This window comes from Streptomyces sp. NPDC023481 (assembly GCF_055560195.1).
The window spans coordinates 131,631-147,043 of the sequence record NZ_JBVHJE010000001.1 but is presented as its reverse complement, the minus strand read 5'-3'; the positions used below and the strand labels follow the sequence as shown (position 1 = coordinate 147,043).

The window sequence follows — 15,413 nt, the reverse complement described above, 5'->3', positions numbered from 1 at the left end:
TACTGTGCCCGCATGCGGACCATGAGCGGGGACCAGGTGGAGGCGGCCGCGGCGAGCTGCACGACGGCTCTGCGCACGGCGGCGGACCGCGACTGGGAGACGGTGAACGCGGCCGGCCTCGACTGGAGTTGCCGCACCACCGCGTTCCACATCGCCGAGGACTTCATCGCCTACGCCAGCCGGCTCGCCGCCCGCGCCCCGCACCGCCTCCCGCTGCAGATCACCCTCCCCGAGAGCACCGACAACACCGGACTGCTCCAGGTGATCGAGGCGACCGGCGCCCTGCTGGCCGCGACGGTCCGCGCCGCGCCGCCGGGCGTGCGCGCCTTCCACCCCTCCCCGTTCGGCAGCGCCGACCGCGAGGGCTTCGCCGCGATGGGCGTCGCCGAGGCCCTGCTGCACACCCACGACATCGCCCGCGGCCTCGGCATCGCCTACGAGCCGCCCGCCGACCTCGCCGAATCCGTCCTCACCTGGCTCTTCCCGCACGTCCAGCCCGGCCCCGAGCCCTGGCCGACCCTGCTGTGGGCGACCGGCCGCGGCGAGCTGCCCGGCCGCGCCCCGGTCACCGACTGGACCTGGTACAACAACCTGGTCATCCCCGCCGGCCCCGTCACCCTCACCGGCATCCACCCGGCCGCCGCCCGCGATCTCGCCCTCGGCGGCGACGGCGGCTTCGACTGGCTGGACGACGGCCCGTACGAGGGCACCCGGGAGGCCTGCACCCACCTGCTGAAGGCGTACGAAACCGGCGTCCACCGCCCCGAGTTCGGCGTCTTCGCCCTCGTACGCCCCGAGGACGGCCGCGCGGTCGGCGGCATCGGCTTCCACGGCGCCCCGGACGAGGAGCACCGCGTGGAGATCGGCTACGACCTCGTCACCGGCGCCCGCGGCCACGGCTACGCGACCGAGGCCCTGCGCGCCCTGACCGAGTGGGTCCTGGCCCGCGACGACGTCGACACGGTCATCGCCACGATCGAACCGGACAACCTCCCCTCCCGGCACGTGGTGACCCGCGCGGGCTTCACCCGGGCCACCCTCGACGGGCAAGCCCCCACCGAGCCCACCCCCGACGAAGACACCGGCCTCCTGCTCTACGTGCGCCGACCGTGAGAGGTCGCCACAACCTCCCTTGGCGGAGGGCTGGTTCAGTGACGGGGCGGGCGCGCCGGCCGCCCCTTCGGGCGGCGCAGTCCCGCCTGGGTGAGCCTGCGGACCAGTTCCTTGGAACCGACCTCCACCGCCCCCGCCGTCACCGCGTCCGCGTACCGGTCGGACGGGATGTCGTAGTGGTCGCCGTCGAAGGCGCGGCGGGGCAGGTCCAACCGGGCGGCGAAGCGGTGCAGTTCGTCGTACGAGACGTCGCTGACCAGGTGCGACCACAGGCGTCCGTGGCCGGGCCAGGTGGGAGGGTCGATGTAGAGGGTCACCGGCGCCTCACGAGGACGTCGTCCCGCCGGTGGCCGCGCCCAGCGAGCCCACCGAGGCGACCTTCACACCGGCCTTGTGGCACACCCAGTGCGGGTCGGGGCCCAGTTCCGGCTCCACGTCCAGCGCGTGCGGGTCCCCGGAGCCGCACACCGGGCACAGCGGCCAGCGGCCGTGCCGCTCCAGCAGCGCGTCCTGCACGTCCTGGGCGACCAGGCCGGCGACGAAGGTCACGCCGTCCGGCCACTGCTCGACCCACCAGCGGCGCTGTGTGATGGACTCCTCCACCAGGGAGACGACGTCCGCCTCCGCGACCTGGCCGGCGACCAGGTCCGCGAGGACCAGGGCGCGGGCCGTGTGCAGGGCCTGCTCCAGGGGGCTGATGGGGTCCATGCCCCCCATTGTGCGCACTCTTGACCGCGACACCGAACCGAAAATATCTTTCATCACGTGACCCAGGACGTGAAGGAAAGTTTCGGCAGTCCGGTCGGCTCCCTCGCAGCCAAGGTGCGGACGCTCGCCCCGTCCATGACCCGGTCCATGCAGCGCGTCGCCGAGGCCGTCGCCGGCGACCCGGCCGGCTGCGCCGCCCTGACGGTCACCGGCCTCGCCGAACTCACCGGCACCAGTGAGGCGACGGTCGTCCGCACCGCCCGGCTGCTCGGCTATCCGGGCTACCGCGACCTGCGGCTCGCCCTCGCCGGACTCGCCGCCCAGCAGCAGTCCGGCCGCGCCCCCGCGATCACCACGGACATCGCGGTGGACGACCCCATCGCCGACGTCGTCGCCAAACTGGCCTACGAGGAGCAGCAGACCCTCGCCGACACCGCCGCCGGACTCGACACCGCCCAGCTCGACGCCGCCGTCACCGCGCTCGCGGGCGCCCGCCGCACCGATGTGTACGGCATCGGGGCCTCCGGGCTCGTCGCCCAGGACCTCACCCAGAAGCTGCTGCGCATAGGGCTCATAGCCCACGCGCACACCGACCCGCACCTCGCGGTGACCAACGCCGTGCAGCTCCGTTCGGGTGACGTGGCGATCGCGATCACGCACTCCGGGTCCACCGGGGACGTCATCGAGCCGCTCCGGACCGCCTTCGAGCGCGGGGCGACGACGGTGGCCGTCACCGGGCGGCCCGACTCCGCGGTCACCCAGTACGCCGACCTCGTGCTGACCACGTCCACCTCGCGGGAGACCGAGCTGCGGCCCGCCGCGATGTCCTCCCGGACCAGTCAGCTGCTGGTGGTGGACTGCCTGTTCGTGGGGGTGGCGCAGCGGACGTACGAGACCGCGGCGCCGGCGCTCGCCGCGTCGTACGAGGCGTTGGCCCACCGGCACCGCAGCGCTTCGCGATAAACCGTAGGGAAGAGCACGTCCCCGTACTGGAGAAGGCCACCCCCCATGACCTCTCATGACCTGCGCAGTGAGCTGGCTTCCCTGACCACGGAGGCCTTCCGGCCCGAGCTGGCCGGGATCGACCGGCTGCCCACCCTCGACATCGCCCGGCTGATGAACGGCGAGGACGCCGGCGTACCCGGCGCCGTGGCCCGGCAGTTGCCGCGGATCGCCGCCGCCGTCGACGCCGTCGCCGCACGCATGGGCCGCGGCGGGCGGCTCGTCTACGCCGGCGCGGGCACCGCCGGCCGGCTGGGCGTCCTGGACGCCTCCGAGTGCCCGCCCACCTTCAACACCGGCCCCGGCCAGGTCGTCGGGCTGATCGCGGGCGGCCCCGCGGCCATGGTCACCTCCGTGGAGGGCGCCGAGGACTCCGCCGAACTGGCCCGCCGGGACCTGGACGCGCTGGGGCTCACCCCGGACGACAGCGTGGTCGGCGTCTCGGCGTCCGGTCGTACGCCGTACGCGGTCGGGGCCGTCGAGCACGCCCGGGCGCTCGGCGCGCTCACGGTGGGCCTGGCCTGCAACGAGCACAGCGCGCTGGCCGCCGCCGCCGAGCACGGCATCGAGGTCGTCGTGGGCCCGGAACTGATCACCGGCTCCACCCGGCTGAAGGCGGGCACGGCCCAGAAGCTGGTGCTGAACATGCTGTCGACGATCACGATGATCCGGCTCGGCAAGACGTACGGGAACCTGATGGTCGACGTGCGCGCCTCCAACGACAAGCTCCGGGCCCGCTCGCACCGGATCGTCTCCCTGGCCACGGGCGCGGGCGACGCCGAGATCGACAAGGCCCTCTCCGAGACCGGCGGCGAGGTCAAGCACGCGATCCTCGTCCTGCTCGCCGGCGTCGACGGCCCGACGGCGGCCCGGCTGCTGGAGGAGTCCGGCGGCCATCTGCGGGCCGCGCTGCCCCAGGCCCCCCGCTGACCCGGCGCCGGGCCAGGCACCATGGAGGCAAGGAGGCACCCACCGCTATGAACCACGCCCAGCTCACCGCCCTCGGACGGGCTCTCCGGCTGCTCGGAGAGCACGGGGAGGCCCTGACCGCCGACACGCCGGACGCCCGGCTGCACGAGATCAAGGACGATCTGCGGCGGGCCCTGGACCTGCTGGACGACACCGTCACCGCCGGACCGCCCGCCACCCGGTGCCCCGAGCACCCGCAGGGCCCGGTGGACGAGAGCGCGCCCGACCTGTGCCTGCTGTGCGAGACCCGGCGCCGGGCCGCCCGCCGTTCGGAGTTCCAGGGCAGCAGGCCCCGGCCGGGCGAGCCGGTGCGCACCGCGCCCTCCCGGTACGGCGTGCGCGGCGACCGCCCGCAGCCGCAGCAGCGGTGGCTGTGCGAGCTGTGGACCGGGCAGGAGTGGCAGCTGTGCGGCACACCGAGGCGGGACCGGCACGAGGCGGAGGCCTATCTCGCGGCCCAGCGGCGCGGGTCGCGGCCCGCGATGGCCTACCGGCTCGTGCACGAGTTCACCGACTACGAGGTGCTGCGGGTGTGGGGGACGCCGCTACGGGTCGACATCGAGCCGATGGGCAACCTCTGAGGGCCCCCGGCACGTCCTGAGGGCCCACGGCGGCCTCCGAGGGCCCCGGCCCGCCGCGACCTCCGCGCGCGGGTCAGCTGAGCGTCTTCACCGCCGCCGCGTCGTACGGCTCCAGCTCGTCGAAGCGGTCGGCGAGCACCTTGGCCGCCCACTCGGGGTCCTGGAGCAGCGCGCGGCCGACGGCCACCATGTCGAACTCCTCGGACTCCAGGCGGTCCAGGAGGTTGTCGATGCCCTTGACCGGGGAGCCCTCGCCCTGGAACGCGTTGATGAAGTCGCCGTCGAGGCCGACCGAGCCGACGGTGACGACCGGCTTGCCGGTGAGCTTCTTCGTCCAGCCGGCCAGGTTCAGGTCGGAGCCGTCGAACTCGGGCAGCCAGTAGCGGCGGGTGGAGGCGTGGAAGACGTCGACACCGGCCGCGGCGAGCGGGGTCAGCAGGGCCTCCAGCTCCTCGGGGGTCTCGGCGAGCCGGGCGGTGTAGTCCTGCTGCTTCCACTGCGAGTAGCGGAACAGGATGGGGAACGTGGGCGAGACCGCCGCGCGCACGGCGGCGACGATCTCGGCGGAGAACCGGGTGCGGGCCACCAGGTCGCCGCCGTAGGCGTCGGTACGGCGGTTGGTGCCGGCCCACAGGAACTGGTCGAGGAGGTAGCCGTGGGCGCCGTGGAGCTCCACGCCGTCGAAGCCGATGCGCTCGGCCGCGGCGGCGGCCTCGGCGAACGCGGCGATGACGTCGTCCACGTCCTGCCGGGTCATCGCCCTGCCGGTGGGCTCGGCACCGGCGGTCTCCAGGCCGGAGGGGCCGACGGCGGGGGCGTCCGGGAAGGGGGCGTCGCCCTGCTTGCGGACCATGCCGATGTGCCACAGCTGCGGGACGATCCGGCCGCCGGCCGCGTGCACGTCCTCGGCGACCTTCGCCCAGCCCGCCAGCTGCTCCTCGCCGTGGAACCGCGGGACGCGGTCGCTCTGGCCGGCCGACTCGTGGCCGACGTAGGTGCCCTCGGTGACGATGAGGCCGACGCCCGCGGCGGCGCGGCGGGCGTAGTACGAGCGGACGTCGTCGCCGGGGATGCCGCCCGGGGAGAACATGCGGGTCATGGGCGCCATCACGATCCGGTTCGGCACGGTGAGGCCGTTCAGGGTGATCGGACGGGACAGGACGCGGGCGGCGCGGGAGAGGGGGGTGGTCGTGTCGGTCACGTGGGGGACTCCTCGTGCGGCGGGACCTGGACTACCGGTACCAGGTGGTATGTGCATGCGCATTGTTGCAGCATCTTAAGTAAACACCCGGCGCGGGTCCCGTGTTCCGCTCCGGGGCCCGACCCCCGCGTGATACCGGACACCCCGCCGGGGCCGGGAAACGCCCGAGGGCGGTGCCCCCAGCCGAAGCTGGGGGCACCGCCCTCGGTACGAAGGACAGTCGACCGACCCGGGGGGCGATCAGAAGTCCATGTCACCGCCCGGCATGCCGCCGCCGGCCGGCGCGGCGGCCTTCTCCGGCTTGTCGGCGATGACGGCCTCGGTGGTGAGGAACAGCGCGGCGATGGAGGCGGCGTTCTGCAGCGCGGAACGGGTCACCTTCGCCGGGTCGATGATGCCCTCGGCGACCAGGTCGACGTACTCGCCGGTCGCGGCGTTCAGGCCGTGGCCCGGGGTCAGGTTGCGCACCTTCTCCACCACGACACCGCCCTCGAGGCCGGCGTTGACGGCGATCTGCTTCAGCGGGGCCTCCAGCGCGATGCGCACGGCGTTGGCGCCGGTCGCCTCGTCACCCTCGAGCTCCAGCTTCTCGAAGACCTGGGAGGCCTGGAGCAGGGCCACGCCACCACCGGCGACGATGCCCTCCTCGACGGCCGCCTTCGCGTTGCGGACGGCGTCCTCGATGCGGTGCTTGCGCTCCTTCAGCTCCACCTCGGTGGCGGCACCGGCCTTGATGACGGCCACGCCGCCCGCGAGCTTCGCCAGGCGCTCCTGGAGCTTCTCGCGGTCGTAGTCGGAGTCGCTGTTCTCGATCTCGGCGCGGATCTGGTTGACCCGGCCGCCCACCTGCTCCGAGGAGCCGGCACCGTCGACGATGGTGGTCTCGTCCTTGGTGATGACGACCTTGCGGGCCTTGCCCAGCAGGTCCAGCGTGGCGTTCTCCAGCTTGAGGCCGACCTCCTCGGAGATCACCTCGCCGCCGGTGAGGATGGCGATGTCGCCGAGCATGGCCTTGCGGCGGTCGCCGAAGCCCGGGGCCTTCACGGCGACGGACTTGAAGGTGCCGCGGATCTTGTTGACGACCAGGGTCGACAGGGCCTCGCCCTCGACGTCCTCGGCGATGATCAGCAGCGGCTTGCCCGACTGCATGACCTTCTCCAGCAGCGGGAGCAGGTCCTTGACCGAGGAGATCTTGGAGTTGGCGATGAGGATGTACGGGTCCTCCAGCACCGCCTCCATGCGCTCCATGTCGGTCGCGAAGTAGGCGGAGATGTAGCCCTTGTCGAAGCGCATGCCCTCGGTGAGCTCCAGCTCCAGACCGAAGGTGTTGCTCTCCTCGACGGTGATGACGCCTTCCTTGCCGACCTTGTCCATGGCCTCGGCGATCAGCTCGCCGATCTGGGTGTCGGCGGCGGAGATGGACGCGGTGGAGGCGATCTGCTCCTTGGTCTCGACGTCCTTCGCCTGCTCCAGCAGGGCGGCGGAGACGGCCTCGACGGCCTTCTCGATACCGCGCTTCAGAGCCATCGGGTTGGCGCCGGCGGCGACGTTGCGCAGGCCTTCCTTGACCAGGGCCTGGGCGAGCACGGTCGCGGTGGTCGTACCGTCACCGGCGACGTCGTCCGTCTTCTTGGCGACTTCCTTGACCAGCTCGGCGCCGATCTTCTCGTACGGGTCCTCGAGCTCGATCTCCTTGGCGATGGAGACACCATCGTTGGTGATCGTGGGGGCGCCCCACTTCTTCTCGAGGACGACGTTGCGGCCCTTGGGGCCGAGCGTCACCTTGACGGCGTCCGCGAGCTGGTTCATGCCGCGCTCGAGGCCGCGCCGCGCCTCCTCGTCGAACGCGATGATCTTGGCCATGTGAAGTGGTCCCTCCAGGACTGGGGGTGATTCCTTCGGACCGCGCCCGCGCCCGCGACGGACGGCTCGCCGGCCTCGTGGTTCCTTGCCCCACACGGCCTGCGGGCCTCACCGACCCGGTCCTTCACTGTCACTCTCACCTTCAGAGTGCTAACGCAATGATTAGCACTCGGCATGGTCGAGTGCAAGCGCCTGCGCGGGTACGGGCCCCGCGTCAGCCGCCCGCGAACAGCGCGGCCCGGGCACGGCGAAGGGCCCGCACCCCGTGCGAGGTGCGGGCCCTTCGGACAAGAAACGTTCAGGCGGTGACGCGAACCATGTCGGCCTGCGGGCCCTTCTGGCCCTGCGAGATCTCGAACTCGACCCGCTGGCCCTCTTCCAGGGTGCGGTAGCCGTCCATCTGAATCGCGCTGTAGTGGACGAAGACGTCCGCACCACCGTCGACCGCGATGAAGCCGTACCCCTTCTCCGCGTTGAACCACTTGACGGTGCCCTGAGCCATGCCTAACTCCCCTATTACTGGCCCTTGCACAGATCCACACTTCGCGGACCCGGGTCAGACCTCGCCCCCTATTGCCCGGGGGGCGTGCGCCGGAACGCGTCGACCGCGGCTGAATGTATCTGTCCAACTGCCGTCTGCAACAGGTCAATCGGACGAGAATTCTGGACGCGAAAGGTCCGGAAAATGGTGAGGATTCGCCCGAATTCAGGGCAAGTCGGGCCCCGCAAAAGCCGTAAAAGCCACAGAAAACCCGCACACTTTGGCTACTTCTTGTCGGGTCACCGGGCATGATTCACGGGCTCACGGCCGGAAGACCGGGGCCGTGTTCCCCAACTCTACCGCGCTCAATCACATAGAATTGCCCCCTCCGCTTCTCTTACGGAGGGGGCAATCCGATGAACAGCCGGTAACCGATGTTACCGAAGGTAATGGGCGGGCCGGTCAGCCTCCGGCCACCGCCGGGATGATGGAGACACCCGCGCCCTCGGGGGTCGCCGTCTGAAGGCCCTGCTCGAAACGGACGTCGTCGTCGTTGACGTACACGTTGACGAACCGGCGCAGCTTCCCCTGGTCGTCCAGGACCCGGGCGGCGATCCCGGTGTGGTTCTTCTCCAGGTCGGCGATGACCTCGCCGAGCGTCGCCCCCTCGGCGGCGACCTCGGCCCGGCCGCCCGTGTAGGTGCGCAGGATGGTGGGGATGCGGACGGTGACGCTCATGCGAGGCCAGCCTCTCGGAAGGAGTCCAGGTTCGGGCGGATGGTGGCGGTGAGGCCGGTCCCGGCCACCGCGTCCAGGGTCTTGAGGCCGTCGCCGGTGTTGAGCACGACGGTCGTGAGGCTCGGGTCCAGCCGACCGCTCTCGATCAGCTTGCGCGTCACGCCCAGGGTCACCCCGCCGGCGGTCTCCGCGAAGATGCCCTCCGTGCGGGCCAGCTGCTTGATCGCGTCCACGACCTCCGCGTCCGTCACGTCCTCCACGGCACCGCCGGTGCGGCGCGCGATGTCCAGGACGTAGGGCCCGTCGGCCGGGTTGCCGATGGCCAGGGACTTGGCGATGGTGTTCGGCTTCTGCGGGCGGACCACGTCGTGGCCGGCCTTGAAGGCGGCGGACACCGGCGAGCAGCCCTCGGCCTGCGCGCCGAAGACCTTGTACGGCCGGTCCTCGACCAGCCCCAGCCTGATCAGCTCCTGGAGCCCCTTGTCGATCTTCGTGAGCTGGGAGCCCGAGGCGATCGGGACCACGATCTGGTCGGGCAGCCGCCAGCCGAGCTGCTCGCAGATCTCGTACGCCAGGGTCTTGGAGCCCTCCGCGTAGTACGGGCGCAGGTTGACGTTGACGAAGCCCCAGCCCTCGCCGGCCGGGTCGCCGATCAGCTCCGAGCAGAAGCGGTTCACGTCGTCGTAGTTGCCCTCGATGCCGACCAGCTCGCCGCCGTAGACCGCGGCCATGACGACCTTGCCCTGCTCCAGGTCGTGCGGGATGAACACGCAGGAGCGGAAGCCCGCCCGGGCGGCGGCGGCGCCGACGGCGCCGGCCAGGTTGCCGGTGGAGGAGCAGGAGAGCGTGGTGAAGCCGAAGGCGCGGGCGGCCTCCAGGGCCTGGGCGACGACCCGGTCCTTGAAGGAGTGGGTCGGGTTCCCGGAGTCGTCCTTCACGTACAGGCCGCCGGTCACGCCCAGCTCGCGGGCCAGGTTGTCGGCCTGGACGAGCTTGGTCCAGCCGGGGTTCAGGTTGGGCTTGCCGGCGACGTCCGCGGGGACGGGCAGCAGCGGCGCGTACCGCCAGATGTTCGCGGGGCCCGCCTCGATCCGCCGGCGCAGTTCCTCGGTGTCGTAGGCGGAGAAGTCGTAGGCGATCTCCAGCGGGCCGAAGCACTCCTCGCAGGCGAAGACCGGGCCGAGCGGGACGCGGTGACCGCACTCGCGACAGCTCAGGGCGGCGGCGGGGCCGAGGTCGACGGTGGTTTCGCTGGAGGTGGCAACTGTCTGCACAGCCATGGAGGCGAGGCCCTTTCTCCTCATCTTCCTCACGACGCATCTCGCCGTGAGACGGATTTGGCACCTTCCCTAGCCGGGAGCCTCGCTGTGACAACGAGAGCCGGCTGGAGGGTTGCCGGGGCTTCATCGGGCCGTGTCCCTCTGCCCCTCTGGATGAGCGGTATTCGGTTGTGGACGCTCGTGACCCCCGACATGCGATGGTCACCGGCGTTGTTCAAGACTGTAACCGAAGGCCAGGACAGTTGAGATAGCCGTCCGAACCGCGAGATGGATCACACGGTGACGTGTGGTCGTGACACCGAGGAGCCGCCGACCGTGCTGGAAGAAGTCGAACGCTGGCTGAGCACCCGCTCCTGGTCCGTGGCCGACCGACCGCTGCACCAGGTGCTGGCGGCCAAACAGCGCACGGGCCGGACGGTCAGCGTCGTCCTGCCCGCGCTCAACGAGGAGGAGACGGTCGGCGACATCGTCGCCGTGATCCGGCACGACCTCGTGGAGCAGGTGCCGCTCGTGGACGAGATCGTGGTGGTCGACTCCGGCTCCACCGACCGCACCTCCCAGGTCGCCGCGCGCGCCGGCGCCAGGGTCGTCCACCGCGACGACATCCTGCCCCGCATCCCCGCCGTGCCCGGCAAGGGCGAGGTGCTGTGGCGCTCGCTGCTGGTGACCGGCGGGGACATCGTCTGCTTCGTCGACGCGGACCTGCGCGAGTTCTCCTCCGACTTCGTCACCGGGACCGTCGGCCCGCTGCTCACCGAGCCGGGCGTCGACCTGGTCAAGGGCATGTACGACCGCCCGCTCGCCGGTGCCGCCGGACAGGGCGGCCGGGTCACCGAACTCATGGCCCGTCCGCTGCTGAACATGCACTGGCCGCAGCTGGCCGGGTTCGTGCAGCCGCTGGGCGGCGAGTACGCGGCCCGCCGCTCCCTGCTGGAACAGCTGCCGTTCCCCGTGGGCTACGGCGTGGAGCTGGGCATGCTGGTCGACGCGCTGCACCTGGTCGGCCTGGACGCGCTGGCCCAGGTCGACCTGGGGGTGCGCAGGCACCGGCACCAGGACGGGCAGGCCCTCGGCCGGATGGCGGCGGCGATCTACCGCACGGCCCAGCTGCGGCTCGCGCGCGGACACCTCGTGCGGCCCGCGCTCACCCAGTTCGAGCGGGGCGAGGCCGGCTTCGAGCCGCGCACCTACTCGGTGGACACCGAGGAGCGGCCGCCGATGGTGGAGATCGCGGAGTACGCCGAACGGAAGGTGGCGTGAAGGCGCCGTATACGGTCGCCCACCCCGGCCCCCACCGGGCGGGACGTACGTTTGAGTGTTTCCGGGCCGGGCTAGGTTGAGGCGTATGGCTTCCACGCGTGCTGCTGAAAAGGCTCAGGTGCTGGTCGCGTCCAATCGCGGCCCGGTCTCCTACCAGATGGGCGAGGACGGCTCGCTGCGCGCCAGACGGGGCGGCGGCGGGCTGGTCTCGGGGCTGTCCGCCATCGGCTCGGACGCGGGCTCGGTGTGGGTGTGCGCCGCGCTCGGCGACGGCGACCGGGCGGCCGTGCGGCGCGCGGACGGCGGACTGCTGCCGGCCGAGGAGACCGGCGGCCAGCGGGTGCGGATGCTCGACATCGACGCGGACGTCCACGCCGAGGCGTACAACGGCATCGCCAACTCGGTGCTCTGGTTCGTCCACCACATGCTGTACCAGACGCCGCTGGAGCCGGTCTTCGACGCGGAGTTCCGGCGGCACTGGGCGTCGTACGAGACCTACAACCGGGCGTTCGCCGAGGCGCTGGCCGAGGAGGCCGCCGAGGGCGCGGCGGTGCTGATCCAGGACTACCACCTGGCCCTCGCCCCCCGCATGCTCCGCCGGCTCCGCCCCGACCTGCGCATCGGCCACTTCTCGCACACCCCGTGGGCGCCGCCGGACTACTTCCGGCTGCTTCCCGACGACATCGCGGCCGAGCTGCTCGGCGGCATCCTGGGCGCGGACCGGGCGGCGTTCCTCACCCGGCGGTGGGCGGACGCGTTCAGCGACTGCTGTCACGCGGTGCTCGGGCCCGGCATCCCGTCCGGCACCCGGATCGGGGTGCACGGGCTGGGCGCGGACGCCGACTTCCTGCGCAAGCGGGCGCACGAGCCGGACGTGGACGAGCGGATGGCCGCGCTGCGCGAGGAGATCGGGCCGGACCGCAAGGCGATCGTCCGGGTGGACCGCACCGAGCTGTCCAAGAACATCGTGCGCGGGCTGCTGGCGTACGAGCAGCTGCTGGCGGACCACCCCGAGTGGCGGGAGAAGGTCGTCCACGTGGCGTTCGCCTACCCGTCCCGGCAGGACCTGGCCGTGTACCGGGAGTACACGGCCGAGGTGCAGCGGGTCGCGGACGAGATCAACGAGCGGTACGGCACGGAGGGCTGGACCCCCGTGGTGCTGCACGTGAAGGACGACTTCGCGCGCTCCCTGGCCGCGTACCGGCTGGCCGACGTGGCCCTGGTGAACCCCATCCGGGACGGCATGAACCTCGTCGCCAAGGAGGTCCCGGTCGTCTCCGACCAGGGCTGCGCGCTGGTGCTGTCGCGGGAGGCCGGGGCGTACGAGGAGCTGGGCGAGGACGCGTTCGTGGTGAACCCGTACGACATCACGGGCACGGCCCGGGCCCTGCACGAGGCGCTGACGCTGCCGGCGGCGGAGCGCGCGGAACGCTCGAAGCGGCTGGCGGCCGCCGCGACCGCGCTGCCGCCGGCCCGGTGGTTCCTGGACCAGCTGGAGGCGCTGACCGGTCAGCCGAGCTGAGCGGCGAGCGCGCCGAGCAGGTGCACGACGCCCTCCGGGCCGTCCACCACCAGGTCGGCGCGTTCGGCCAGTTCGCCGACCTCGGTGCTGCCGCTGCAGACCAGCAGGCCGGGGGTGCCGTCGGTGCGGAGCTTGTCGACGGCGGCGAAGGCGGGCAGGTCGCCGAGGTCGTCGCCGGCGTAGACGACGCATCCGGCGCCGACGGCGCGGGCGTGGTCCAGGAGGGCCACGCCCTTGTCCATGCCCGGAGGGCGCAGCTCCAGGACCAGGCGGCCGGGTTCGACGATCAGGCCGTGCCGGGCGGCGAGGTCCGCGAGGGGGCCGCGCAGGGCCTCGAACGCGCCCCGCGGGTCGGCGGCGCGGCGGGTGTGCACCGCGATGGCCCGGCCCTTCTCCTCGATCCGGACGCCCTCGCCGGTGCCGGCGCGCTCCAGCAGGCCGGGCAGCTCGGTGCGGACGGCGGCCACGCCGGGGTGCGGGGGCGGTGCGGTGACCGTGCCGGTGGCCGCGTCCCAGCGTTCGGCGCCGTAGTGGCCGAGGACGGTGAGGTGCTCCAGGCCGGGGACGCCCGCGAAGCCGCCGTGGCGGACCGCGACCTCGGGCGGGCGGCCGGTGACCACGGCGACGGAGGCCACCTTCGGGGCGAGCGCGGCCAGCGCGGGTACGGCGCCGGGGTGGGCGCGGGCCTGTTCGGGGTCGGCGACGATGGGGGCCAGGGTGCCGTCGAAGTCCAGGCCGATGAGCGCGGTGCGGGGGCGCGCGAGCAGGGCCGCGAGGCCGTCCCGGCCGGGCTGGGTCTGCGGGAGGGGCAGAGGATCCATACCGCGACAGTATCCGCCCCCGGCCGCCTCACGCCTGGCCGCAGCACACCGGCCCGACACACCGGCCTCAGCGCACCCCCTCAGCGCGCCGGCTCAGGGCATCGGCCCGGCGCACCGGATTCGGCGCACCAGCCCAACGCACCGGCCCGGGCGCGCCGGCACCCCGCACCGGATTCAGCGCACCGGCACCCCGCACCGGCACCCCGCACCGGATCCCGCGCGCCGGCCCCTGCTTCCGGCTCAGCGCTCCGCGCGGCGGGCCTCGCGGACCCGGCGCAGGCGGTTGACCGTGACCGGGTCGTGGGCCAGGGCCCGCTCGTCGTCCAGCAGGGCGTTGAGCAGCTGGTAGTAGCGGACCGGGGACAGGCCGAGTTCCTCGCGTATCGCGCGCTCCTTGGCGCCGGGGCCGGGGAAGGCTCGGCGTTCCAGGGCGAGGACGGCTTTCTCACGGGTGCCCAGTTCCATGTCCGCCACCGTAGCGGCGGGCACGGACAACGGGCTCAGCCCGCGTTGCTGCTGTCGGCCGCCGTGGCCGCGGACTGCAGGCGGGTCAGGACGGCGGAGGGGCTTCCGCCGGGGGCGACGGCCTGACCGATGTTCTGCTTCACGGCCGCGCTGACCGCCGCCCAGGAGGTCTTGCCGACGGGGTACAGCTCGGAGGTGGGCAGCTGCTCCAGGAAGGGGTGCAAAGCCCTGTCGGTGGGCGCGTCCGAGGCGTCCATGGCGTTGGAGGCGGACCCGGTGACCGGCAGCAGGCCGTACGTGCGGGAGAAGTCGAGGACGTTCTTCTCGCTGTAGACGAAGTCGAGGAAGTCGCCGATCTGGTCGGCGTGCCCGTTCTGCTTGAAGGCCATCATCCAGTCGGCGACGCCCATGGAGGCCCTGGCCTTGCCGGTGCGGCCCGGCATCGGCACCATGCCGAACTTCACGCCTTTCTTCTCGGCCTGCTGGATCAGCGTGGGGTGCCCGTTGAGCATGCCGACCTGGCCGTCGGCGAACGCGGCGAAGGCGTCCGCCCGGTTGAGCTTGCCGGGCGCGACCGGGCCCGTCAGGCCCTTGCCGACCAGCTCGTCCTTGAGCCAGGTGAAGGTGCCGACGTTCGCGGCGGAGTCGATGGTGTAGGTGCCGATGTCGTCGGTGTAGCCGCTGCCGCCGTTGCCGCCGCTCAGCAGCCACTGCATGGTCTCGGCCTGGGCCTCCTCGGGCCCGAGCGGCAACGCGTACGGGTACTTCACGCCCTGCGCCTTGAGCGCCTTGGCGTCGGCGGCCAGTTCGGCCCAGGTGGTGGGCGGGGTGAGGTGGGCCTCGTCGAACAGGGTCTTGTTGTAGAAGAGCACGCGCGTGGACGCGGCGAACGGGATGCCGTACTGGGTGTGCTTCCACTGGCCGGCGTCGGCGAGCTGGGAGAGGAGGTCGGCCTGGGTGCGGATGGAGAGCAGGTCCGAGACCGGGTAGAGCTTGCCCGCGGCGGCGTAGTCGGCGTAGGCGCCGATCTGGGCCAGGTCGGGGGCGTGGCCGGCGGCGGTCATCTCCTTGACCTTGCGGTCGACGTCCTTCCAGGAGTAGACGCTGACCTCGACCCGCACCCCGTTGTGCTGCTTCTCGTACTCCTTGACCAGGGCGTCCCAGTACTTCCTGGAGCTGTTGGCGGCGGAGTCGCCGTAGTCCGCGGCGACGAGTCTGAGCGTGACGTCGGAGGAACCCGTGCTCCCGCAGCCGCCGAGAACCGCCGTCATGCCCAGTGCGGACACCACCGCGATCGTTCCTGCTGTACGCCGACGCACCCTCACGAACCCCAACCCTGCTGTCTGACCGTTCAACATATGGACACATAAGGTCTACACCACGTGAGTGGACTAGACCTCTCCCGGGTA

The 15,413-nt window shown here is 72.1% G+C and carries 16 protein-coding genes and 1 riboswitch; of the genes, 6 read left to right on the top strand and 10 right to left on the bottom strand.

What is annotated here, in order from left to right:
* Nucleotides 1-21: 21 nt before the first annotated feature.
* Nucleotides 22-1,113, top strand: coding sequence for a GNAT family N-acetyltransferase (locus ACZ3ZD_RS00745; protein ID WP_467393239.1), 1,092 nt, complete (start codon nt 22-24; stop codon nt 1,111-1,113).
* Nucleotides 1,114-1,148: 35 nt separating this feature from the next.
* On the opposite strand, the gene ACZ3ZD_RS00740 is transcribed toward ACZ3ZD_RS00745, so the two are convergent.
* Together ACZ3ZD_RS00740 and ACZ3ZD_RS00735 are read right to left on the bottom strand one after the other, a co-directional pair.
* The gene (locus ACZ3ZD_RS00740; RefSeq protein ID WP_467392058.1) at nt 1,149-1,430 is read right to left on the bottom strand and encodes a DUF4031 domain-containing protein; all 282 of its coding nucleotides are present in this window, start codon (nt 1,428-1,430) and stop codon (nt 1,149-1,151) included.
* 7 nt (nt 1,431-1,437) lie between these two features.
* Nucleotides 1,438-1,821 (bottom strand): hypothetical protein, encoded by a 384-nt coding sequence (locus tag ACZ3ZD_RS00735; protein WP_467392056.1) that lies wholly within the window; start codon nt 1,819-1,821, stop codon nt 1,438-1,440.
* A gap of 57 nt (nt 1,822-1,878) precedes the next feature.
* Here ACZ3ZD_RS00735 and ACZ3ZD_RS00730 point away from each other — a divergent pair, with 57 nt between their 5' ends.
* From ACZ3ZD_RS00730 to ACZ3ZD_RS00720, 3 genes are read left to right on the top strand one after another with little or no spacing between them, the layout of a single operon-like run.
* Complete coding sequence (locus ACZ3ZD_RS00730) at nt 1,879-2,784, top strand: MurR/RpiR family transcriptional regulator (RefSeq protein ID WP_467392054.1); 906 nt, start codon at nt 1,879-1,881, stop codon at nt 2,782-2,784.
* Between the two features lie 45 nt (nt 2,785-2,829).
* Nucleotides 2,830-3,753 (top strand): N-acetylmuramic acid 6-phosphate etherase, encoded by a 924-nt coding sequence (gene murQ, locus ACZ3ZD_RS00725; RefSeq protein WP_467392052.1) that lies wholly within the window; start codon nt 2,830-2,832, stop codon nt 3,751-3,753.
* Nucleotides 3,754-3,800: 47 nt separating this feature from the next.
* Complete coding sequence (locus ACZ3ZD_RS00720) at nt 3,801-4,373, top strand: hypothetical protein (RefSeq protein WP_467392051.1); 573 nt, start codon at nt 3,801-3,803, stop codon at nt 4,371-4,373.
* A gap of 73 nt (nt 4,374-4,446) precedes the next feature.
* Here ACZ3ZD_RS00720 and ACZ3ZD_RS00715 read toward each other — a convergent pair whose 3' ends face one another.
* The 5 genes from ACZ3ZD_RS00715 to thrC form a co-directional block, all read right to left on the bottom strand.
* Nucleotides 4,447-5,574 (bottom strand): NADH:flavin oxidoreductase, encoded by a 1,128-nt coding sequence (locus ACZ3ZD_RS00715; protein WP_467392049.1) that lies wholly within the window; start codon nt 5,572-5,574, stop codon nt 4,447-4,449.
* A gap of 240 nt (nt 5,575-5,814) precedes the next feature.
* Entirely contained in the window at nt 5,815-7,437 is a 1,623-nt protein-coding gene (gene groL / locus ACZ3ZD_RS00710; RefSeq protein WP_467392047.1) for a chaperonin GroEL, read from the bottom strand.
* A 298-nt stretch (nt 7,438-7,735) separates the two neighbouring features.
* Nucleotides 7,736-7,939 carry a cold-shock protein gene (locus ACZ3ZD_RS00705; RefSeq protein WP_004986573.1) on the bottom strand — a complete coding sequence of 68 codons (204 nt, stop codon included), beginning with the start codon at nt 7,937-7,939 and terminating at the stop codon, nt 7,736-7,738.
* A 441-nt stretch (nt 7,940-8,380) separates the two neighbouring features.
* Nucleotides 8,381-8,656, bottom strand: coding sequence for a MoaD/ThiS family protein (locus ACZ3ZD_RS00700; RefSeq protein WP_467392045.1), 276 nt, complete (start codon nt 8,654-8,656; stop codon nt 8,381-8,383).
* Nucleotides 8,653-9,936 (bottom strand): threonine synthase, encoded by a 1,284-nt coding sequence (thrC, locus tag ACZ3ZD_RS00695; RefSeq protein WP_467392043.1) that lies wholly within the window; start codon nt 9,934-9,936, stop codon nt 8,653-8,655. Before thrC ends, ACZ3ZD_RS00700 begins: the two co-directional genes overlap by 4 nt.
* Before the next feature lie 17 nt (nt 9,937-9,953).
* A riboswitch (SAM riboswitch) is annotated at nt 9,954-10,096 on the bottom strand.
* Nucleotides 10,097-10,251: 155 nt separating this feature from the next.
* On the opposite strand from thrC, the gene ACZ3ZD_RS00690 reads away from it, so the two are divergent.
* On the top strand, nt 10,252-11,196 hold the full coding sequence (locus ACZ3ZD_RS00690; protein ID WP_467393237.1) for a glucosyl-3-phosphoglycerate synthase: 945 nt from the start codon (nt 10,252-10,254) through the stop codon (nt 11,194-11,196).
* 85 nt (nt 11,197-11,281) lie between these two features.
* Complete coding sequence (locus tag ACZ3ZD_RS00685) at nt 11,282-12,718, top strand: alpha,alpha-trehalose-phosphate synthase (UDP-forming) (RefSeq protein ID WP_467392041.1); 1,437 nt, start codon at nt 11,282-11,284, stop codon at nt 12,716-12,718.
* Here the strand turns inward: ACZ3ZD_RS00685 and otsB are convergent.
* The 3 genes from otsB to ACZ3ZD_RS00670 all read right to left on the bottom strand — a co-directional run bounded on the left by otsB (nt 12,706) and on the right by ACZ3ZD_RS00670 (nt 15,362).
* Nucleotides 12,706-13,539 carry a trehalose-phosphatase gene (gene otsB, locus ACZ3ZD_RS00680; protein ID WP_467392039.1) on the bottom strand — a complete coding sequence of 278 codons (834 nt, stop codon included), beginning with the start codon at nt 13,537-13,539 and terminating at the stop codon, nt 12,706-12,708. The genes ACZ3ZD_RS00685 and otsB overlap by 13 nt on opposite strands.
* Nucleotides 13,540-13,779: 240 nt before the next feature.
* The gene (locus ACZ3ZD_RS00675) at nt 13,780-14,004 is read right to left on the bottom strand and encodes a DUF3263 domain-containing protein (protein ID WP_467392037.1); all 225 of its coding nucleotides are present in this window, start codon (nt 14,002-14,004) and stop codon (nt 13,780-13,782) included.
* Between the two features lie 35 nt (nt 14,005-14,039).
* Nucleotides 14,040-15,362: an ABC transporter substrate-binding protein gene (locus ACZ3ZD_RS00670; RefSeq protein WP_467392035.1), complete on the bottom strand. Its 1,323-nt coding sequence runs from the start codon at nt 15,360-15,362 to the stop codon at nt 14,040-14,042.
* Nucleotides 15,363-15,413: the final 51 nt, after the last annotated feature.